Below are 18,808 nucleotides of genomic sequence, written 5' to 3'. Positions count from 1 at the left end.
GGCGAACAAATCCCCAGGTCGCGCTCGCCAAAACCCACCATCATCGGGTTCGGGGGCGGTCTCTAGACTGGTCGCATGAGCGAAACGATCACCATTCCGGCCGACCTCCTGCCCGCTGACGGCCGATTCGGTTGCGGCCCTTCCAAAGTCCGCCCCGAACAGCTGCAGTCGCTCGTCGACACCGGTGCATCGGTGTTCGGCACCAGCCACCGGCAGGCCCCGGTCAAGAACGTTGTCGGTTCCATCCGTAGCGGTCTCGCCGACCTGTTCAACCTGCCCGACGGTTACGAGGTGGTGCTGTCCAACGGTGGCACCACCGCCTTCTGGGACGCCGCGGCGTTCGGTCTCATCTCCAAGCGGTCGCTGAACCTCACGTACGGCGAGTTCTCCAGCAAGTTCGCCACCGTCGCGAAGAAGGCCCCGTTTCTCGACGACCCGATTGTCGTCTCCACCGAGCCGGGCACCGCGCCGAGCATCTCGACCATCGGCGCCGAGCAGTACGAGGGCGTCGACCTGGTCGGCTGGGCCCACAACGAGACCTCCACCGGTGTCGCGGTGCCGGTGACGCGCCCCGACCTCGCCGGTGACGCCCTGATCGCCATCGACGCCACCTCCGGCGCCGGCGGCCTGCCGGTGAACGTCGCCGACGCAGACGTCTACTACTTCGCCCCGCAGAAGTCGTTCGCCTCCGACGGCGGCCTCTGGATCGCCCTGATGAGCCCGGCTGCCCTCGACCGGATCGCCACCATCGGCGCCTCCGATCGCTGGTGCCCTGAGTTCCTGTCGCTGCCGACCGCGGTGGACAACAGCAGTAAGAACCAGACGTACAACACCCCTGCTGTCGGGTCTTTGCTCCTGCTGGCCAACCAGATCGAGTGGATGAACAACCAGGGCGGCCTCGACTGGTGCACCGCCCGGACCGCCGACAGCTCCAGCCGGCTCTACGACTGGGCCGAGGCCAGCGAGTTCGCCAGCCCGTTCGTCGTCGACAAGACCTACCGCAGTCAGGTGGTCGGCACCATCGACTTCAACGACGACGTCGACGCTGCCGCAGTCGCGAAGATCCTGCGCGCCAACGGCGTGGTGGACACCGAGCCGTACCGCAAGCTCGGCCGAAATCAACTGCGCGTCGGCATGTTCCCGGCCGTCGAGCCTGATGACGTCAGCAAGCTCACGGCGTGCATCGACTATGTGGTCGGCGCTCTGTAAAGGCCAAACCACCACTCAACACACCCCCGCTGAGCTGGGATTTTTCGGGCGTGTCACAGCATGCGATCTGCTGAATCTGCATTACGCTGTCGCTAATGCAGACCGACGCAAGTGTAAGGCTGGCTCCCTGACGTGAAGGAGGAGCAGATGCGTGAGCTTCGAGTCATCGGCCTGGAGCCGGACGGCAAAAAGGTGATCCTGCAGGACACCGAGTCGAGCGAGAAGTTCCGCATCCCCGCCGACGACACCTTGCGCGCCGCCGCTCGCGGCGATCTGACCCGGATGGGTCAGATCGAGATCGAGATGGAGAGCACGCTTCGTCCGCGAGAGATCCAGTCGCGCATCCGCTCCGGGGCGTCGGTCGCTCAGGTCGCCGCTGCTGCCGGCGTGCCGATCGACCGCGTCGAGCGTTTTGCGCATCCGGTTCTGCTCGAGCGCGCACGTGCCACCGAACTCGCCGCGCAGGCTCACCCGCTCCGCTACGACGGCCCGGCACTGTCCACGTTGGCGGAGGTGGTCGCCGCCGCACTCGGAGCTCGCGGGCACAACCCGGACGACACCGAGTGGGACGCCTGGAAGGGCGACGACAACCGCTGGGTTGTCCAGGTGAGCTGGCGCGTCGGCCGATCGGTGAACCGTGCACATTGGCGTTACGTTCCGGGTTCCAACTCGGGCACGGTCGAGGCCATCGACGAAGTGGCGGACGAGCTGACCGATCCGGACATGAGCCGGCCGCTGCGGAGCGTGATCGCCGTCGCGCCGGTCTCGGAGGACAACACCTACGACTACGACCACCCCGAGCTCGCGTTCGACTACACACCTCCCCCAGCGGCACAGGTGACACCCGTCTCACGGCCCGCACGTCTGACCGTGAAGTCCGACGGAACCGAAGCCGTGACCGTGGACGCCGACTCTCTGACCGGCGCCCAGACGGCCCGGCGCATACCGGCGAGGCGGGCCGAACCCGTGCCCGCGCAGCAGGTCGACAGCGAGCCGACCGTGACCGAGCCCGCGCCGACCAGCACCGACGATCATGACGACCACCACGACCACGACGACGCCCCGGAGACCCCCGCGGCCGAGCAGCAGCCACCCGCGCCGCGTAAGCGTGCTCGCAACAGCCGCAAACCCGCCGTGCCGACCTGGGAAGATGTTCTGCTCGGTGTCCGGAGCAGTGGCAACACCTGACGCAGGCTAGGTTGTTTGATGCACGTCATGTCGGACAGCAATCACGGAAAGGCTTGAATTGGCAGCGAAGGCGTCCATGCTCTGGTTCGTCAATTCGAGCGATCCGGCGGCCGAGATCCGCGAGGGCGTGACCAACGACGAGAATGCGGCGCAGGCACTGGCCACGGATTTGTTCCCCGACATGACCCTGCTGCCGGTCGGACAGTGCGATCTGGTGGAGGCCGCAATCCCGGCAGCCGACCAGCTCTTCGTCGGCGTCTACCGCTCTTTGGCCGTGGTGACCGGACCGATCCTGCGGACCAGTAGTCCGTCCACTCTGCCTGAGCAGTGGACCGCCGCGCTGCCGGCGCAGGCAACGGTGTTCCTCAACACCGATCCGGAGTACTCGGTCGGTGCATTCGCGCGCTGGGAGGACGGGATACTGCGCCGGTCGTTCGCGGCCAACCCTGTCGACATCTACGAGAACATCGGCCTCCCGTTCATCTTCGAGGGTCCGTTCTGGGCCGGTGAACGCCCGCTCGTGTACGCCGAGGGCGCCATCCCAGACCCCCAGGCCCTCCCCTTCCACCCGCAGGAGTTCGCCGAGGAGGCGATGCGGAGCTGGCTGGGCTTCCGCATCACCACCCCACGCGACCCGTCGGACTCCGATCCGCACTCGATCCGGTTGTCGGGCTTTGCGATTCGGCCGAAGGGTTATCAACCCGACCAGCGTTCGGATGAACGGAACCTCGCCGAACAGCACCATTCCGACGGCCAGTATCCGACCGAGCAGCCGCAGCGACCCGTCCAGGAGTCGGCGCCCGCACCTGCGGTCAAGCGCGTGGCCCGGTGGTTCGGATTCGGACCCAAGGCTTGATGCAGGCCTGACGCCTGACTCGTTCTACGAGCCCGTTCAGCGAGCCCGCTCGTAGAACGCGAGGGCCGCGGCAGTCGCGACGTTCAGCGAATCCGTTCCGCGTGCCATCGGGATGCGGGCGCGCACATCGCCCGCACGCATCGCCGTCTCCGTCAGTCCCGGCCCTTCGGCTCCCACCATGAACGCCACGCGCGGGGCATCCACCACCTGCGACAGGGTCGCCACCTCCGGGTCGGGGGTGAGTGAGATGATGCGAAAGTCGTTGCTACGCAGTACGTCCAGATCCGCCGGCCAGCTCGTGGCATGCGCGAACGGAACCAGCAGTACGTGGCCCATCGACACCCGGACCGATCGGCGGTAGAGCGGATCGGCGCATGCCCCACCGAAGATCACCGCGTCCACACCCAGGCCTGCCGCGTTACGGAATATGCTGCCGATGTTCTCGTGGTCGTTCACACCTTCGAGCACCGCGACGGTGCGCGCGTCGGCCAGGATGTCAGGCAGCGCAAGGGGTTCGGGGCGGCGCGCCACGGCGAGCACACCACGATTGAGGTGGAACCCCACCACCTGGGCCATCACGTCTGCGTCAGCGCGAAAGAACGGCACCCCGCTGACGGCAGGATCGGTGAGGGTCTCACCGAGTTCACCCAACCTCTTGTCCACGCCGAAGAATGCGTGCGGCGCGAACCGGGAAGCGACCATCCGCTGTGCCACGAGCACACCCTCCGCGATGACCAGACCCCTTCCGGGGCGTCCTCCGGCGAGGACCGGGAGATCCGGCCGCCGGTCGACCGAGTTGAGGTCGCGGAAGTCGTCCACGCGTGGGTCGTCGGGGTCGTCGATGTCGATGACCGTCACCGCGAGGTCCGACACAGGTCCTGCCTGGTGAGCGTGCGATCCGACCATCCGACTAGTTTGCCCGACGGCCGATATGGCAGGTTGAACGGGTGAGCAAAGGTAATCTGACGCTTCGTCGCGCAAATGAATCCGACTGGCCGGCCATCGCGACCGCAGATGCCCGGGCCTTCGCGTTCGTCAACCCCCTCGACGAAGAGGCGCTGGCCGACATCCGCTCGAAAGTTCGCGATGACGACGTCATCGTGGTGCACGACATGTCCGATCCCGAGCGGCCGACGCTGGTCGGTGTGTCGATGTTCTTCCGGATGACGATGTCGGTTCCCGGCGGACATCGGGTATCGCTGCCCGGGTTGTCATGGGTGTCGGTGGCCTCGACGCACCGCCGCCGCGGCATCCTGCGGATGATGATCACCGAGCTGTTCGAGCAATGGGAGCGCGAGCAGTCCGTGTTCTCGATCCTCACCGCATCCGAGGGCACGATCTACGAGCGATTCGGTTACGGCCCTGCCGCTTTCGAGCAGCAGGTTCGGATCGACCTGCGCCGCGCACAACTGCGCGCACCGGCCCCCGAGGATTCTCGGGTTCGCTACGCGGACCCGGACCAGATCCGCGACCGGGTTCCCGAACTGCACGATCGCTGGGTCTCCACCAGGCCTGGCGCAATCGTCCGGGCGCCGGTGTGGTGGAACATGATCTTCGCCGACCGTCCGATCCTGCGCGACGGACGAAGCGGGCTGCACTACCTGCTGCACCCCGACGGATATGCCAGCTACCGGATCCACCACGAATCGGAAAGCGCTTCGGTGGCGGAGGTCTCGGAGTTGTTCGCCGTCACCGACGAAGCGCATTCCGATCTCTGGCGGGTGCTGGTGGGCCTCGACCTGCTGCCCGCCATCACCGCGACAACACCGGTCGACGATCCGCTGCCGCTGAAGTTGACCGATTTGCGTGCTCCGTCCGTCACGGGCATCCGCGACAGCATGTGGCTGCGAATCCTTGATGTGCCCGCGGCCCTGACGATGCGCGAGTACGGTCTCGACGCCGAGTTCGTGATCGAGGTGTCCGACAAGTTCCGCCACTCGGGGGGCCGGTTCAAGCTCGCCATCACCGACGGCCGGGCCGAGGTCACCGAGACGGATGCCGAACCGACGGTGACGATGGACATCTCCGTGCTGGGCAGCCTCTACCTGGGGGCGTACCGCGCGGTCGACTTCGCATCGGCAGAGCGACTCTGGGCCGTCGACGGTCCCACGCTCCATGCGCTGGATCAGGCGCTGAGCACCGACCGCAAACCGGTGGCGGGCACGTTCTTCTAGTCCCGTTCCGGGGTGCGGCGTTCAGTCGCTCTCTGCGACGATCGATTCGATGATGCCGACGGCGTCACGCAACGTCGCCATCTGGTCGTCGTCGAGGCGTTTGAGCTGGGCACGCAGCCATTCCTCACGCGCATTTGCCTCATCGACCACAACGTCGGTTCCCGACGGCGACAGCGTCACGATCACCTGGCGTCCATCGGTGGGGTGCGGTTCGCGCTTGACCAGGCCGAGGTCGGCCAAGGACGCGATGACCCTGGTCATAGACGGAGGTTGCACACGTTCCCTCGCTGCGATGGCGCCCGGGGTCATCGGGCCTTCCCTGTTGAGGGTTGCCAACGCCGAAAGCTGCGTCAGCGACACCGGCGATGCCGATCGGCGACCGCGCAAGTGCCTGGTCAACCGGACAACGGCGATCGCCAGATCGCTCGCGAGCTTTTCGTCATTGTGATCCACGCGATCAAGGATAGGTGAGCCCGCGCTGAATGCACCATGAACCGGCGATGTTCATGTGTTCGGTTCACGAGTGAATGCTCGTTAACTTCTTAAAGGACAGTTCGTATCGTAGTGCTGCACAAGCCCTCCCCCACGTCCGAGATTACGCCTGGACGAGTGCCTAAATGAGTGAACTTTCGACTGCGTACGAGTTGGCCTGCCACGTTTCCGCCACTAGTGTCGACTGCATGCCCGAACCCATCCCAGCGCTGCCGCGCACACTGACGGCACCGGAGCCCGTGATCGTGGTGGGCATGGTCGGTTTCCTCATCGCGACCGTACTGGTTGTCGTGTGGGACCTGGGAACCGACAACACGCTCACCATTTGCCTGGTGGGCCTGGGCGTCGGTCTGTTCGGCTGCTTTGTGGTGTCTCTGCAACGGTGGGCGATCCGGCGAGGGAGCCGCGCCGCCCAAGACGGCCTGTCCTGAACACCACATAGGTCGCCGACGCCACGAAGACCACCCCCAGGAGCCAGCCCGCGCCGACATCGGTCATCCAGTGGACCCCGAGGTACACGCGACTCCAGCCGATCGCCACGGCCAGCACAGGAGCCACCAGGAGCACCAGGCGGTGCGCTCGCACCCACGAACTGCTGTGATGGCCGGCGACCGCGATCAGGCCATAGATGATCGTCGCCATCATCGCGTGTCCGGACGGCATCGAGAACGTGTCGATGTCCAGCAACCGAGCGTCCGCGGGCGGCCGTTCCCGTCCGAACAGGTGCTTGAGCCCGACCATCAGGCCGTACCCGATCAGTGACCCGGCACCGACCAGCACCGCCGACCGCGTTTGTCGCAGCACGAGCAACGTGATGGTCACCGCCACCGCCACAAGCGTCATGGTGATGGTGTCGCCGAGGGTGGTGACGACCTTCATCGTCCGGGTCCACGCGTCGGTCCGGTTCGCCACCGACCATTCCCAGACAGAACGGTCCGGCCCGAAGGCAGAATCAATGCGGAGAATGCCCGTCGGGTCAGTCAGGGATGACGTGGAACTCGGCATCGATGTGGAGCGCCCCTTCCTGATCGCGCCAGAACGGAACCCGGCGTCGACTCGTGGTGCCGTCGTGGTGCACCTCGACAACCAATTCATCATGTACCCGGATGGGGCCGGTGGGCAGCGGTCTGCTCTGCATCAACGCCGATCGCAACGCGCCGGGCTCGGCCTCCCACGTGGAGGGCCTGCCCTCCCGCACCGGTTCTGCAGCGAATTCCTCGGTCGCGAGCGGCATGTCGAGCAGGTCGGCGAGCGCCGATGCCAGCCCGATCTGCGACGGCACCACGGTGATGAGTCGACCGGGGTCGATGGCGGCGGCGAGCCAGGGGGCGTCGAGGACAACCGCGTCCTGCGCCACGTCTCCGGCGAGAGTTCTTGCAGCCGTTGGTGGTTCGACGTCGTCCAGCTCGATACGGCCGGCCCGCAACGCCTCGGCGAGCGCGGTGTGAGCCGTGGCCGCCACCAACGGTGAGACCACCCGGTCGGCCTCGGACAGCCGGTTCAGCATGAGCCGCGCCGCATCGATGTCCTCGACATCGGCATTGCCCAGCGCGCCGGAGATCTCGTCACCGCGCGGGTGATCGATGGGGTCGAGCAGGCCTGCGATGGTCAGGTCGCTCGGTGCGCGCCAGCCCGCGAGCGGTACGCCGTCGACGACCGCATAGTGGCGCAGCCACCAGCAGGTGTACCCGGCCCGATCGGCCAACAACGGTGCTGCGTCGCCAGATTCGGCCAGCAAAGTCAGCGCGTCAGGCCACCGGTCGGGGTCGACGAGGTCGAGATCGCGGACGGCCGCCAGCGTCTGCGGCGGGTCCTCCAACGTGCTCCACCACTGCTCTTCGTCGGGCAGGTCGTGGTCGGGGCCGGTTGGATATTCCTCACGCAGCACCGTGAAGTCCCAACCCACGCCCAGAGCGCGGAACGCCGCCTGGCCGAACTCCTCCACCAGATCGGCCGAGACGATTCCGAATGGCGAATCATCGATCAGCACAGCTGAAAGCGGACTGCCCGGCAACAGCAGCTCGTCCGCCGGCCGCATGTCGTCGTCATCGGTGGGTAGCTGCAACTGGCCCAGCCAGGTCGGAACCACCACGTCTGGAGCCGCGCGGAGCAGACCGAGCACACTTCGCACCAGATGCTCATCGGCCGGGTCCTCGTCGATCTCACTGCGAAGGGCAGGGTCGGACAGCATCTCCCCCACCGTGATCCGCTGAGCGCCGAGCCGTTCGAGCAGATCGTGGTTCGCCGCAGGATGGACGGTCGGGAGCCAGCTGGGGGCGACAACGTCGGCATCCTCGTCGCCGCGGTACGGCGGCAGCACGGTTCCGCGGGCACCGGGAAGGGTCCGTCCGTCGGTCAAGGGCACCGGGAGGGCCCCGAGTTCGTCGACCTGGCCCTGCGCCACCACCGACAACTCCGCGTAGAGGTCGCCCCACCACCGTGGTTCGCGTTCCAGACCGGTGAGCCGTTCGGCCACCTCGGCCAGCCCGATCTCCCTCACACCCACCGACCTCAGCGTGCTGAGCGAGCCCCGGCCGGACAGGTCGGGGTGTACCAGTGTCGTGATGACCTCGCCCAACAGGCCGGCGAGCCCGACGGTGAGGTCGGGCAGCACCTCGGCCCGGGAAGCGATCAGGTCGTCGCCCTCGGCACCTGGAACCCAGGCGTGCCCGGCCAGCTCGGCGATCAGCGCTTCACGCAGTCGTTCATCGTCGCGTCCGGCCGGGAATCCCGGCGCCGGGACGAGCCCCATCCGCTGATCGATGGGCAGCTCGGCCACGATCTGTGCGTAACCCTCTGCCAACACGGCGATGTCGGCGTCGGGGTGCAGCCCACGACGATCAGCCGTCAGCTGCACATCGCCGACGCAGATGGCCGGCACGGTGAGCTCGACGTCGGTGCGGGTCGGCGCACGAAGCACATCGCGACGCACCCGAACCGCCCTGCCGTCGCGCAGCGGGAGCAACCAGCGAGCACGCGGCGCCACGAGTTCACGCCAGCTCGCACCGCCGACGGAGATGATGTCGCCCTCGCGGACGCGTCGAAAGGTGTTGTCGGGCAGGGTTATCGTGTCGATCGATTCGAGCTCGAGCAGCAATTGCACACTTTCGGCGGCAAACCCGTCGAACATCGCGGCCATGTCGATCGAGTTGTCGATCTCCATCACCACCTCGGTGTCGAAGCCCTCGATCGGCGCGGCGTCGATCGGCCAGGCCAGGCGCAGCGTCGGTACCTGCTCCACCACCGCCCCGTTCGCGGCGAGCTCGGCACGCGTGCGTTCGGCAGAGAACTCGAATGATCCGGTCTTCGAACGGATCTCGACATGACGCGTCACCGCGGCAACAGCGGTGAACCCCACCCCGAACCGTCCGATCAAGCCGTCGCCGTGTTTGCTCGAGGAACGCAGCGCCGTCAGGGCAGCGGCACCGTCGGAGTCGACAGGTGCGCCCGTGTTCGCGATGTGCAGCCACCGACCGTCGTGCCACACACGAACCGAACCGATGATCCCGGCAGCCGTCGCGGCATCGGCGGCGTTGGCGACCAGCTCGGTCAGCAGGCGATCGCGGTACCCGACGCCGACGAGATCTGTTTCGGCAGCAGTGTCTTCACGCAGACGGGTGGGCGAGGTGAGCCACGACCCGAGAATCGAGTCGCGCAGACGGCCGAGGCCGAACGGGTCGGACGGCTGCACGACAGGGTCAGGAATTGGCGTGGATCTCAACCGCGCCGTCGTCGTAGGCATCGTAGGCAGGGCTTCCGCCGCCGGTGGGCGCCTCGACATCCGAGTGGGCGCCGCACCCGTACTCGGCGTGCACCACACGACCGTCCGCGGCGTATTCGTTGGCGCACACACCGAACGCGGCGCGTAGCGAACCGACAACAGGGAGGTAGAAACCGCACGTGCCGCAGTTGTGCCGGGCGCTCCTGGCCATCTCGGAGGCCGGACCGTGCTCCCCCTCGACCCACCGCGAAGCCGCGTCGAGCCGACCCTCGCGGCTCAGCAGTCGTTTGCGGCCCAGACCCAGTTCGGTCGCCACAGCGGACTCTTCACTGAAGGGGTCGTTGTCGTCGTTGTCGACGTACCCCGGGACCAGCCTTGGGTCGTCGGCGGGCGTCGCGAGCAGATCTCCGGGGTTCAGGTCTCCCGGGCGAACCCGCTCGGCCCACGGAACCCATTCCGGAGCGGTGAGGGCAGTGGAACCCGGCAGCAAGGCCACCTCGTTGACCGTGACGTCGTCGCAGCCAGGGCATCCGGCCAACACCACACACCACTGCCATCCGCGATAGCCGGGCACGTGGGCGGCGAAGTAGTGGGTGACCGTGAAGGCGGCCTCGGTGACCGCTTCGAGGTGGTCACCGACCTCTTTGTCGTCGGCGTCGATCGCGGCCCTCGCCTGCGAGACGGCCGCGGTCAGCAGCGCTTCCACGCGTTTCTGCTCGGCGTCATCCCTCTCCTGGTCGACATGATCGCCGGGCCCGTCGTGATCAGTCACTGCGTCTGTCTGCTCGGTAACCGCGTTCACGCCCTCCAGTGTGCCGTATCGGGGCGCGCCGCAAGTGCCCGAGGGTTGGTAGGCCTGCGTCGGATAGGGAACAATCGGGAAAGTGAACCGAGGAAATCAACCACACGATCCTCGTACGACCTCCTCGGGCAGGGGCAAAGGCACTCGGCGACCCGCCGACCCCGCCGGGCAAGACCCCCGCCAGCCGCCACGACCGGGGCCCGCAGCGCACCCAGGTTCGGCCAACTATCCGGTGGACGGCTCGACGCCGGGAACCCGCCAGCCACGTCCTGGGGGCCAGCCCCCCTATCCGCGCGGCGGCCAGCCTCCCATGCCACCGCGTGGACCGCGACCCCCCAGTGGCCCTCCCAACGGTGGTCCTGCTCAAGGCGGTCCGCCGCCCGCGTCGACCGCTGCGTTCCCCCCTCACGACGACAGCCGCCGGAACGACACCCGCCAGCAGACATCGCGCAACCCGCATCTGCCGCCACTGGACGAGACCGACTATCACCGTGAGGAATCCGGCGGCCGGGCAATGCCCCGCAAACTCACCGTCACTCGCGTTGCCGCGCTTCGAGGCCGGGAGCTGACGTCGAAGGGCCTGGGCAAGATCCATCAGGCCGCCACCGCGGACGGCGCCGACCGTTCCGGCCTGACCGCGTTGACGTATCCGACGGTGGTCAACTTCGCGGTCGACGCCGCGATGACGATCGCGTTGGCCAACACCTTGTTCTTCGCCGCCGCAAGCGCGGAATCCAAAGGCAAGGTCGGCCTCTACCTGTTACTGACCATCGCGCCGTTCGCGATCATCGCCCCACTGATCGGGCCGATGCTCGACAAACTCCAGCGGGGCCGTCGAATCGCGATGGCCGGCACCTTCGCCGGGCGCACCGTGCTGGCCCTGCTGGTGATGGCGAACTGCGGTTGGGACGACGCCGCGAACCAGCTGACCTACGACCCCTGGGTGCTCTACCCATGCGCACTCGGAATGTTGGTGCTGTCCAAGTCATTCGGCGTGCTCAAGTCGGCCGTCACACCGCGTGTCCTGCCGCCGACCATCGACCTGGTCCGGGTCAACTCCCGACTGACCACTTTTGGGTTGGTAGGCGGAACAATCCTCGGCGGTGGTGTGGCAGCACTGTGTGAAGTGTTGCTGGCCAAGGTCCTTCCCCTGCACCTGCCCGGGGCCATGGTGTGGCTGGCCATCATCACCGTCGCCGGCGCCGTGCTGTGCATGCGCATCCCGTCGTGGGTGGAGGTCACCGCGGGTGAAGTCCCCACCACACTGACCTACCACGGTGAACCTGCACGCGATCCGTTGCGGCGCCCCGATCCTGCCCAGTACCCCCAGCCGGGTGGCGCACAGACACCGAGTGCAAAACAATCCGGCGAGAAGGCCTCTCCGGTCAAGGCCCTGGCGGCCACGATGCGTCAACCCCTGGGCCGCAACGTACTCGTCGGTCTCTGGGGCAACGGCACCATCCGCATCCTGACCGGCTTCCTGACCCTGTTCATCGCCTTCTACGCGAAGTCGCAGCAGGGCGGCGGCAGCGGCTGGGCCCAGGTCGCCATGCTCGGCGCGGTCGGTGCGGCCGCCGGCATCGGGAACTTCATCGGGAACGCCACCGGCACACGACTGGAGCTGAAGAACCCCGAGCGCATCATCGTGATGGTGACCGGTGCCTGCGTCGCGGTCGCGGCGTTGGCCGCAGCGTTCGGCAGCCTGCTGTTCGTGGCCATCGCAGCGCTCGTCGCCTCGGGAACCAGCGCCATCGGCAAGGTCTGCCTCGACTCGTCCATCCAGAACGATCTCCCGGACGAGTCCCGGGCCTCGGCCTTCGGTCGCTCCGAGACCGTCCTGCAGATGAGCTGGGTGTTCGGCGCATCCCTCGGTGTGCTGCTCCCGCCGAACCTCACCATCGGCTTCGGAGTCGTCGCAGGATTGCTGGCCCTGGGCCTGGTGCAGACCTTCGTCACCAACCGGGGCTCTACGCTGGTCCCCGGATTCGGTGGCAAGCGGCCAGACATGACCATGCCTACCGGCGCAATCCATGTCGATCCGCACATCCGCGAGGCCTGGAACAAGGGCGGCGGAGACCGATGAGTTGGGATACATGAGCGCACGCTTGACCACAGGCGAGAAGAAGTTCGTCGCGATCGCCGTCATCACTGTTCTGTTGCTCGTCGCCGTCATCGGCGGCTCGGTGGCCGCGCTGGCTTCCGGACACGAGGACAACGACGTTCCGTATCTGCATGTCGCGAACGGCAACACACTGATCACCGTTGAGCCGCTGATCTATTGCTCCATCGAGGTGACGAACTGCGAAGGATCGCCGACCAACAAGCCGGCGCGGATCCCCGTGCCCGTCGGTGACGCGGTGATGGTGTCGCTGTCGAGCGACCTGTCCGTCGGGCCCTGGACGCTTGTGGTGCAGTACCTCACCAGAGACGGGTTCGACAACACCGCCGAGGTCTTCTACCGCAGCGACAGCAAACGCACATTCACCCTCGCCTCGACCCGCGATCGGATCCTGGCGACGATCGAGATCAAGCAGCCGTCACAGAAAGAAGATGCGGGCGGCTTCATCCCACGCGGGATCTGGGGCATCGACACCCTTCCCGACGGTGTCGATGTCCCAGCGTCCGACTAGTTCGAAATCCGGCTGATTCAAGATCCGTCCGGTTGGAGAACCGGCGGCGGTGCCACACGAGAACTGCTTAGGTCTCGAGCTCCCGGGCAACGGCCCGCACCACCTCGGAGATCCGGGCGGCGGTCTTGCGGTCGGGGTAACGCCCCTTGCGCAGATCGGGCTGAATCTTGCCTTCCAGCAACGTGATCAGGTCGGCCACCATGCCGTGCAACTCATCAGGACTGTGCCGCTTGGGCTGTTCCTTGCGCGCTTCCCGCGTGTTCTTGGCAACGCTGGGAGCCGGATCGAGAACCTTGACCGTCAACGCCTGTGGGCCGCGACGACCCGCTGCCATGCCGAACTCGACCCGCTGGCCGGGTTTGAGCGCCTCGGCCCCATCGGGGAGCGCGGACGAGCGCACGTAGACGTCTTCGCCCTCATCTTGCGAGAGAAAGCCGAAGCCCTTCTCCGCGTCGTACCATTTCACCTTGCCGGTAGGCACTGTGCTCACCCTCATCTACTCGCATTGCCCAAAACGAAAGCGCCCGCTGCGGGCAACTGGCCCAGCCGGACGCGTTCGGTCAGTCTAGCGCCTCGGCCAACCCCCGAGCACACGGGTTTTCGGCCGCCTCGAACCTGCACTACCGTTGTCTACATGCGCAAAGCCGAAGGCAGCTTCTTGCTGCGGGCCGCTGTGGGACTGTTCGCCATCGGAGTCATCGCACTGCTCTGGCTGTTTCTGAGTACGCCGATCACCGGTGAGACCGCTCCCCTGTTCGTCTACCTGCTCACCATGTGTGCCCCTCTCGGCTTTTTGCTCGGGCTGATTTTTGCGTTGCGATCAGGGCGACGCCATCGGGACGCCGCTGCGCACCAGGGCGGCGGCTCGAGGTCGCCACTACAGTGACTGACGACATGACGCTCTCAATCGACGGAGCATTGACTCCCACCAGTGACGGCACGGCACTTCGCGCTGCATACAGCTGCTTTCCGACCGGTGTGGTCGCCGTATGCCACCAGGGCGACGGCGACCCCATCGGCATGGCAGCCAGCTCGTTCGCCACGGTGTCGCTCAACCCGCCACTGGTGTCACTCTGCGTCCAGAACGAATCGACGACGTGGCCCAAGTTGCGCAGCGCTCCCGTCATCGGGCTGTCGGTGTTCGCCCATGATCAGGACGCCGAGTGCAAGCAGCTCGCGGGCCGGGCCGATGCGCGATTCACCGGGCTGCGGGTGGAGACGACCGACGACGGCGCCCTCTTCATCGGCGGGGCGGTGGCCCAGCTGTCGTGCACCATCTACAACGAGATACCGGCCGGCGATCACAGCCTGGTCCTGCTCAAGGTCGAGGCGTTGCGCGCCGACCCGTCGCAGGAGCCGCTCGTGTTCCACGCCAGTGCGTTCCGGGCGCTGGAAAGACGGGCTTAGCAATCACGACTTCGACGCCCATCAGAAAACGCGCGTAGTCAGTTTTGCCCGGGGATCCGACCTCGATCGGGCGATCACCGTAGGCTTGTACAGGTGACCGCCATCGCTCTGGGTATGCCAGCCGGCTTATCCGCCCGCCCGCCCGTCGGGACAGACGCCGCCATGCCCACCAGCGGTCCCATGGTGGACACCTTCGGGCGCGCTGTTCGCGACCTCCGCGTCTCGGTGACCGACCGCTGCAATCTGCGCTGTACGTACTGCATGCCCGCCGAAGGCCTCGACTGGCTCGACCGCGACGACGTGCTGACAGCTGCCGAGATCGTACGGGCGGTCTCGGTGGGCGTGCGCGAACTCGGAGTTCGAGCCGTCCGGTTCACCGGCGGCGAGCCACTGCTGCGCAAGGACCTCCCGGAGATCATCGAAGCGGTTGCGGCCCTCGACCCCCGACCCGAGATCGCGTTGACCACCAATGGGCTGGGCCTGGCCCGGCAGGCGAAACGATTGGCAGCTGCCGGCCTGGACAGGGTGAACGTATCCCTGGACACCGTCGACGCCGCCAAGTTCGCTGCCATCACCCGTCGCGACCGCCTTCCCGACGTGTTGGCGGGCCTCGAGGCCGCGGCCGACGCCGGGTTGACCCCGGTAAAGGTCAATGCCGTGCTCGACACCGCCGGCGGCCTCGACGACGCCGCCGCCCTCCTGAAGATGTGCCTGGACAAGGGCTACCAACTGCGGATCATCGAGCAGATGCCGCTGGACGCCGAACACCACTGGTCACGCACCTCGATGATCACCGCCGACCAGATCCTCGCCCGCCTGCAGCAGGACTTCGATCTGCGGCCCGACGACGTGGCGCGTGGGTCGGCTCCGGCGGAACGCTGGATCGTCGAGGGCCATTCCGGGCTCGACGGGAGGCCTGCGCGAGTCGGGGTCATCGCGTCGGTGACCCGCCCGTTCTGCGGCGATTGCGATCGGACCCGGCTCACCGCGGACGGACAGCTTCGTAACTGCCTCTTCGCCACCTCGGAGACGGACCTACGCAGTTTGCTGAAGTCAACTGACGCTACAGATCAGGAAATCGCACTGCGGTGGCGACAGTCCACCTGGGGCAAGCTCCCGGGCCATGGCGTCAATGAGCCAGGCTTCCTCCAACCCGCTCGGTCGATGTCGGCGATCGGGGGCTGACTATGCGTATCTGCGTCCGGTTCTTTGCCGCCGCCCAAGCAGCCGCGGGTGTCGAACAAAGTGTGGTCGAACTCACTGACAAAGCCACTCTTGCGGATCTGGAAATCCAATTGGGTCAAAGCAATCCACAGTTGGCTGAAGTGCTCGAGAGATGCTCATATCTGCATGAGTCCGTCGCCGTTCGCGACCGCTCACGGGTGCTCTCGAGTGGCGACACCGTCGACGTCCTGCCGCCGTTCGCGGGCGGTTGAGCGCATCTCACCGTGCGCGGCGACGGGTCGTTCGACCCACATCGGCGTCTCATTCCTTCGAATGAGGCTGTGACGTTCCTCACATAACGGTTGGGTTACGGTACGGACACGGGACGACAGTCATACCGATGAGCAGCAGTAATGCCGAAACCGCCGAAAACGGGCCCTCCGACACGTCGAAATGGCCGTCGAAGAAGTTATGTGTAACCACTGATTAACCCGTACCGTCTGTTTCGGTCGACCTGATCGGCCAGACCGCAAGTGAATATTCCCGGCTCGCCGCGCCCAACCTCGTCCCGCGAACCGAGAAACTCCAAACGCATTTCAGGGACGAGGACGGGGGACCCAACATCTCCTGGAGATCACCGGGTTCCGAGAAATCGGAACCCTTGGGGTGAAGCCCGCGCAAGCGGACCGAGCAACCTCTCGCTCGAACCCGACAGCTGACTTCGTAGGCGCGTGGAGAGAGGAAGTCAACTCATGTCCGGACGTCATCGTCAGCCGACCACCACTGGTCGCACCATCGCCAAGTTCGCCCTCACCTCTGCCGTCATCGGCGGCGGCGCCACCCTCGCCTTCGCAGGCGGCGGCAACGCCGGTGCAGCCACCGACGCCGAGTGGGACCAGGTCGCCTCGTGCGAGTCGGGTAACAACTGGGCCATCAACACCGGCAACGGCTACCAGGGCGGACTGCAGTTCAGCCCGAGCACCTGGACCGGCCACGGCGGCGGCGAGTTCGCCCCCTCCGCCGATCAGGCAACCCGCGAGCAGCAGATCGCTGTCGCCGAGCGTGTCCTCGCCAGCCAGGGACCCGGCGCGTGGCCGACCTGCGGCACCGGCCTGAGTGGCGCCACCCCGCGCAACGCTCCCGCTGCGGCCCCGAACCTCGAGGTCCCCGCACTGCCCGAGCTCCCGGACCTGTCCGCGCAGACCGACGAGATCGCCAACCAGCTCAAGGCTGCGATCAACGATCCCGCGATCCACGCACTGATCGACCAGGCAAATGCCGCCGGTGACCTCGACGCCGGGCAGATCGCCTTCTTCAACCAGTACAAGGACATCCTGCCCCTCCCCTGATCTCGGGGAGCCCAGACGAAGGGCCTCGCACGCGACCATGAGTCCGTGCGGGGCCCTTTTCCATGTTCCGATGATGGTGGGTTCGGGCGAGCATATGCCCAGGTCGACCCCGCCCGAACCCACCAATTCCGGGGGTGGGGCGCTCGGGTCAGGCCGAGCCGACCCACTCGTCCGTGCCGTCGGCGAAGATCTGGTGCTTCCACACCGGAAGTTGGGCCTTGACCTCATCGACCAGCAGGGCGCAGGTGGCGAAAGCTGCCTGACGATGATCGGCCGCCACGGCTACCACCAGCGCGGCGTCGCCGATCGCCAGCGGACCCACCCGGTGCGACACAGCGACCGCACGTACGCCGGCGGCCCCGGCCGCGATCTCTGCCACGACCTTCTCGACGACCTCGCCGGCCGTGGGATGCGCGCTGTAGTTCAGCGCGGTGACGTCGCGGCCGCCGTCGTGATTACGCACCGCGCCGACAAAACTCACGATGGCCCCAGCTGTTCCGCCTGCCGCCTCGGCCGCGAGGGCCTCATGGGCGGAGGTGGACAGAGGCTCTTCGGTGACCACGGCACGGGCGACCACGGCAGCCATCAGTGGTCGCCTCCGTTGATCTGGTCCAGGGCGTGGGTGAGCACAGGCGCGAGAACCTCGAGGCCGTCACGGACACCGCCCGTTGAACCGGGCAGATTGACGATGAGGGTGCGGCCCGCGACACCGGCCGTGCCCCTCGACAGGACGGCCGTGGGGACTTTGGGTAACCCGCTGTTGCGGATGGCGTCGGCCAGACCGGGTATTTCGCGTTCGATCACCGCGGCGGTCTGTTCAGGGGTCTGATCGGTCGGGTTCAGACCGGTGCCACCAGTCGTGAGGACCAGAGCCGTCTCATCTCCGACTGCTGTTCGGAGCGCAACGCCGACCTGGTCACCGTCAGGAACCACCACCGGGTCGTTCACCACGAACCCGCGGTCACGTAACCATGCGACGATGATCGGCCCAGACCGGTCGGCGTACACACCGCCGGCGGCGCGCGTCGATGCCACGACAACCACGGCGGTGCGGGGATCGGCGACGTGGGGATCGGACATCAGACCCCTCCGTCCGCGGAGCCGGTCTCGTCAACCGGCCGGTCGTCTCGGGTCCAGTGACCCTTCTTACCGCCGGTCTTTTCCTGGAGACAGATGTCGGTCATCTGCGCGCGCGGATCGACCGCCTTGACCATGTCGTGCAGGGTGAGTCCGGTCACCGCCACAGCAGTGAGGGCTTCCATCTCGACGCCGGTGCGGTCGGTGGTGACCGCGGTCGCGCGCACTTCGATGAAGTCCGTGCCGAGTTCGAAATCGACGCTCACGGTGCTGAGTGCGACTTGATGGCACAGCGGGATCAGCTCGGGTGTCTTCTTGGCGGCCATGATGCCGGCGATGCGGGCCGTTGCCAGCGCATCCCCTTTGGGCAACCCGCCCGTCGACAGCAGCGAGATAACGTCGGCGGTGGTGCGAAACACCCCGGTGGCCAGCGCTTTACGCGTGGTGACCGCCTTGCCGCCGACATCGACCATCTGCGCCGCCCCCGCCTCGTCGAGATGGCTGAGACGTCCTGGGCCGGGCCGGTCGGTCGGCGCGCTCACCGATCAGCGATTGACGGTGGTTCGCGGGTGAAGGTAAGGCAGGTCGTCGACCGGGAGCGGGAAGGTGACCTCACCGAACGGTGACAGTGCGCCGGAGACGTGCGCGGCGAACTCACTGACGGCGTGCTCGCCCTCGGGAACCTCGGGCCAACCATTATCGACGTACTTCTTCTTTTCAGCCACGGGCGTCATTCTGC

22 protein-coding genes and 1 riboswitch are annotated in these 18,808 nt (G+C 66.7%); of the genes, 12 read left to right on the top strand and 10 right to left on the bottom strand.

Annotated elements, in window-relative coordinates; all coding sequences use genetic code 11:
• The first annotated feature begins 75 nt into the window (after nucleotides 1-75).
• From serC to CSW57_RS03945, 3 genes are all read left to right on the top strand, one after another.
• A complete protein-coding gene (serC, locus tag CSW57_RS03955; protein ID WP_099381517.1) occupies nucleotides 76-1,209 on the top strand; it encodes a phosphoserine transaminase in 1,134 nt (377 codons plus the stop codon).
• A gap of 147 nt (nucleotides 1,210-1,356) precedes the next feature.
• On the top strand, nucleotides 1,357-2,397 hold the full coding sequence (gene sepH / locus CSW57_RS03950) for a septation protein SepH (protein WP_099382031.1): 1,041 nt from the start codon (nucleotides 1,357-1,359) through the stop codon (nucleotides 2,395-2,397).
• Between the two features lie 76 nt (nucleotides 2,398-2,473).
• Nucleotides 2,474-3,253 (top strand): DUF6928 family protein, encoded by a 780-nt coding sequence (locus tag CSW57_RS03945; RefSeq protein WP_099381516.1) that lies wholly within the window; start codon nucleotides 2,474-2,476, stop codon nucleotides 3,251-3,253.
• A 36-nt stretch (nucleotides 3,254-3,289) separates the two neighbouring features.
• Here the strand turns inward: CSW57_RS03945 and CSW57_RS03940 are convergent, their stop codons facing one another.
• Nucleotides 3,290-4,126, bottom strand: coding sequence for a TrmH family RNA methyltransferase (locus tag CSW57_RS03940; RefSeq protein WP_099382030.1), 837 nt, complete (start codon nucleotides 4,124-4,126; stop codon nucleotides 3,290-3,292).
• A 74-nt stretch (nucleotides 4,127-4,200) separates the two neighbouring features.
• On the opposite strand from CSW57_RS03940, the gene CSW57_RS03935 reads away from it, so the two are divergent.
• Nucleotides 4,201-5,427, top strand: coding sequence for a GNAT family N-acetyltransferase (locus tag CSW57_RS03935; RefSeq protein ID WP_099381515.1), 1,227 nt, complete (start codon nucleotides 4,201-4,203; stop codon nucleotides 5,425-5,427).
• Between the two features lie 21 nt (nucleotides 5,428-5,448).
• On the opposite strand, the gene CSW57_RS03930 is transcribed toward CSW57_RS03935, so the two are convergent.
• The gene (locus CSW57_RS03930) at nucleotides 5,449-5,880 is read right to left on the bottom strand and encodes a MarR family winged helix-turn-helix transcriptional regulator (RefSeq protein WP_030169615.1); all 432 of its coding nucleotides are present in this window, start codon (nucleotides 5,878-5,880) and stop codon (nucleotides 5,449-5,451) included.
• A gap of 227 nt (nucleotides 5,881-6,107) precedes the next feature.
• Between CSW57_RS03930 and CSW57_RS03925 the strand changes: the two genes are divergently transcribed.
• Nucleotides 6,108-6,350 (top strand): DUF2530 domain-containing protein, encoded by a 243-nt coding sequence (locus CSW57_RS03925; protein WP_099381514.1) that lies wholly within the window; start codon nucleotides 6,108-6,110, stop codon nucleotides 6,348-6,350.
• On the opposite strand, the gene CSW57_RS03920 is transcribed toward CSW57_RS03925, so the two are convergent.
• The 3 genes from CSW57_RS03920 to CSW57_RS03910 form a co-directional block, all read right to left on the bottom strand.
• Nucleotides 6,238-6,831: a phosphatase PAP2 family protein gene (locus CSW57_RS03920; protein WP_223249017.1), complete on the bottom strand. Its 594-nt coding sequence runs from the start codon at nucleotides 6,829-6,831 to the stop codon at nucleotides 6,238-6,240. The genes CSW57_RS03925 and CSW57_RS03920 overlap by 113 nt on opposite strands.
• A 64-nt stretch (nucleotides 6,832-6,895) precedes the next feature.
• The gene (locus CSW57_RS03915; RefSeq protein ID WP_223249016.1) at nucleotides 6,896-9,610 is read right to left on the bottom strand and encodes a sacsin N-terminal ATP-binding-like domain-containing protein; all 2,715 of its coding nucleotides are present in this window, start codon (nucleotides 9,608-9,610) and stop codon (nucleotides 6,896-6,898) included.
• Between the two features lie 7 nt (nucleotides 9,611-9,617).
• Complete coding sequence (locus tag CSW57_RS03910; protein WP_370623892.1) at nucleotides 9,618-10,442, bottom strand: DUF3027 domain-containing protein; 825 nt, start codon at nucleotides 10,440-10,442, stop codon at nucleotides 9,618-9,620.
• Nucleotides 10,443-10,752: 310 nt separating this feature from the next.
• Between CSW57_RS03910 and CSW57_RS03905 the strand changes: the two genes are divergently transcribed.
• The gene (locus CSW57_RS03905; protein ID WP_099381512.1) at nucleotides 10,753-12,525 is read left to right on the top strand and encodes an MFS transporter; all 1,773 of its coding nucleotides are present in this window, start codon (nucleotides 10,753-10,755) and stop codon (nucleotides 12,523-12,525) included.
• 10 nt (nucleotides 12,526-12,535) lie between these two features.
• Nucleotides 12,536-13,072, top strand: a complete 537-nt coding sequence (locus CSW57_RS03900) for a DUF2771 family protein (RefSeq protein ID WP_189339122.1) — start codon at nucleotides 12,536-12,538, stop codon at nucleotides 13,070-13,072.
• 67 nt (nucleotides 13,073-13,139) lie between these two features.
• Here the strand turns inward: CSW57_RS03900 and CSW57_RS24795 are convergent, their stop codons facing one another.
• Nucleotides 13,140-13,553, bottom strand: a complete 414-nt coding sequence (locus tag CSW57_RS24795; protein ID WP_099382027.1) for a cold-shock protein — start codon at nucleotides 13,551-13,553, stop codon at nucleotides 13,140-13,142.
• A 153-nt stretch (nucleotides 13,554-13,706) separates the two neighbouring features.
• Between CSW57_RS24795 and CSW57_RS03890 the strand changes: the two genes are divergently transcribed.
• The 5 genes from CSW57_RS03890 (at nucleotide 13,707) to CSW57_RS03870 (ending at nucleotide 16,992) form a co-directional block, all read left to right on the top strand.
• The gene (locus tag CSW57_RS03890; RefSeq protein WP_099381510.1) at nucleotides 13,707-13,958 is read left to right on the top strand and encodes a hypothetical protein; all 252 of its coding nucleotides are present in this window, start codon (nucleotides 13,707-13,709) and stop codon (nucleotides 13,956-13,958) included.
• 8 nt (nucleotides 13,959-13,966) lie between these two features.
• Complete coding sequence (locus CSW57_RS03885; protein ID WP_031331474.1) at nucleotides 13,967-14,479, top strand: flavin reductase family protein; 513 nt, start codon at nucleotides 13,967-13,969, stop codon at nucleotides 14,477-14,479.
• Nucleotides 14,480-14,572: 93 nt separating this feature from the next.
• A complete protein-coding gene (moaA, locus tag CSW57_RS03880; protein ID WP_370623890.1) occupies nucleotides 14,573-15,664 on the top strand; it encodes a GTP 3',8-cyclase MoaA in 1,092 nt (363 codons plus the stop codon).
• Nucleotides 15,665-15,666: 2 nt separating this feature from the next.
• Nucleotides 15,667-15,915: a MoaD/ThiS family protein gene (locus tag CSW57_RS03875; RefSeq protein WP_023955345.1), complete on the top strand. Its 249-nt coding sequence runs from the start codon at nucleotides 15,667-15,669 to the stop codon at nucleotides 15,913-15,915.
• A gap of 301 nt (nucleotides 15,916-16,216) precedes the next feature.
• A riboswitch (cyclic di-AMP (ydaO/yuaA leader) is annotated at nucleotides 16,217-16,389 on the top strand.
• Nucleotides 16,390-16,395: 6 nt separating this feature from the next.
• Nucleotides 16,396-16,992 (top strand): transglycosylase family protein, encoded by a 597-nt coding sequence (locus CSW57_RS03870; protein ID WP_099381509.1) that lies wholly within the window; start codon nucleotides 16,396-16,398, stop codon nucleotides 16,990-16,992.
• Nucleotides 16,993-17,140: 148 nt separating this feature from the next.
• Here CSW57_RS03870 and CSW57_RS03865 read toward each other — a convergent pair whose 3' ends face one another.
• From CSW57_RS03865 to CSW57_RS03850, 4 genes are read right to left on the bottom strand one after another with little or no spacing between them, the layout of a single operon-like run.
• Nucleotides 17,141-17,578 carry a molybdenum cofactor biosynthesis protein MoaE gene (locus CSW57_RS03865; RefSeq protein ID WP_099381508.1) on the bottom strand — a complete coding sequence of 146 codons (438 nt, stop codon included), beginning with the start codon at nucleotides 17,576-17,578 and terminating at the stop codon, nucleotides 17,141-17,143.
• Nucleotides 17,578-18,072 carry a MogA/MoaB family molybdenum cofactor biosynthesis protein gene (locus CSW57_RS03860; protein ID WP_099381507.1) on the bottom strand — a complete coding sequence of 165 codons (495 nt, stop codon included), beginning with the start codon at nucleotides 18,070-18,072 and terminating at the stop codon, nucleotides 17,578-17,580. The genes CSW57_RS03865 and CSW57_RS03860 overlap by 1 nt, the downstream gene beginning before the upstream one ends.
• Nucleotides 18,072-18,611, bottom strand: a complete 540-nt coding sequence (gene moaC / locus CSW57_RS03855; RefSeq protein ID WP_099381506.1) for a cyclic pyranopterin monophosphate synthase MoaC — start codon at nucleotides 18,609-18,611, stop codon at nucleotides 18,072-18,074. The genes CSW57_RS03860 and moaC overlap by 1 nt, the downstream gene beginning before the upstream one ends.
• 3 nt (nucleotides 18,612-18,614) lie before the next feature.
• A complete protein-coding gene (locus CSW57_RS03850; protein WP_023955355.1) occupies nucleotides 18,615-18,803 on the bottom strand; it encodes a hypothetical protein in 189 nt (62 codons plus the stop codon).
• Nucleotides 18,804-18,808 lie beyond the last annotated feature (5 nt).

Origin of the sequence: Williamsia muralis, from assembly GCF_002735905.1 — a bacterium.
GTDB lineage: Bacteria > Actinomycetota > Actinomycetes > Mycobacteriales > Mycobacteriaceae > Williamsia > Williamsia muralis_A.
This window is presented reverse-complemented; position numbering and strand designations above follow the sequence as displayed.

Excerpts from the sequence above, each read along its gene's own strand:
- CSW57_RS03905 (WP_099381512.1), top strand. The coding sequence starts at position 10,753 with ATGCCACCGCGTGGACCGCGACCCCCCAGTGGCCCTCCCAACGGTGGT.
- CSW57_RS03945 (WP_099381516.1), top strand. The coding sequence starts at position 2,474 with ATGCTCTGGTTCGTCAATTCGAGCGATCCGGCGGCCGAGATCCGCGAG.
- CSW57_RS03890 (WP_099381510.1), top strand. The coding sequence starts at position 13,707 with ATGCGCAAAGCCGAAGGCAGCTTCTTGCTGCGGGCCGCTGTGGGACTG.
- sepH (WP_099382031.1), top strand. The coding sequence starts at position 1,357 with ATGCGTGAGCTTCGAGTCATCGGCCTGGAGCCGGACGGCAAAAAGGTG.
- CSW57_RS03860 (WP_099381507.1), bottom strand. The coding sequence starts at position 18,072 with ATGTCCGATCCCCACGTCGCCGATCCCCGCACCGCCGTGGTTGTCGTG.
- CSW57_RS03850 (WP_023955355.1), bottom strand. The coding sequence starts at position 18,803 with ATGACGCCCGTGGCTGAAAAGAAGAAGTACGTCGATAATGGTTGGCCC.
- CSW57_RS03900 (WP_189339122.1), top strand. The coding sequence starts at position 12,536 with ATGAGCGCACGCTTGACCACAGGCGAGAAGAAGTTCGTCGCGATCGCC.
- CSW57_RS03875 (WP_023955345.1), top strand. The coding sequence starts at position 15,667 with ATGCGTATCTGCGTCCGGTTCTTTGCCGCCGCCCAAGCAGCCGCGGGT.
- CSW57_RS03865 (WP_099381508.1), bottom strand. The coding sequence starts at position 17,578 with ATGGCTGCCGTGGTCGCCCGTGCCGTGGTCACCGAAGAGCCTCTGTCC.
- serC (WP_099381517.1), top strand. The coding sequence starts at position 76 with ATGAGCGAAACGATCACCATTCCGGCCGACCTCCTGCCCGCTGACGGC.
- CSW57_RS03870 (WP_099381509.1), top strand. The coding sequence starts at position 16,396 with ATGTCCGGACGTCATCGTCAGCCGACCACCACTGGTCGCACCATCGCC.
- CSW57_RS03885 (WP_031331474.1), top strand. The coding sequence starts at position 13,967 with ATGACGCTCTCAATCGACGGAGCATTGACTCCCACCAGTGACGGCACG.
- CSW57_RS03925 (WP_099381514.1), top strand. The coding sequence starts at position 6,108 with ATGCCCGAACCCATCCCAGCGCTGCCGCGCACACTGACGGCACCGGAG.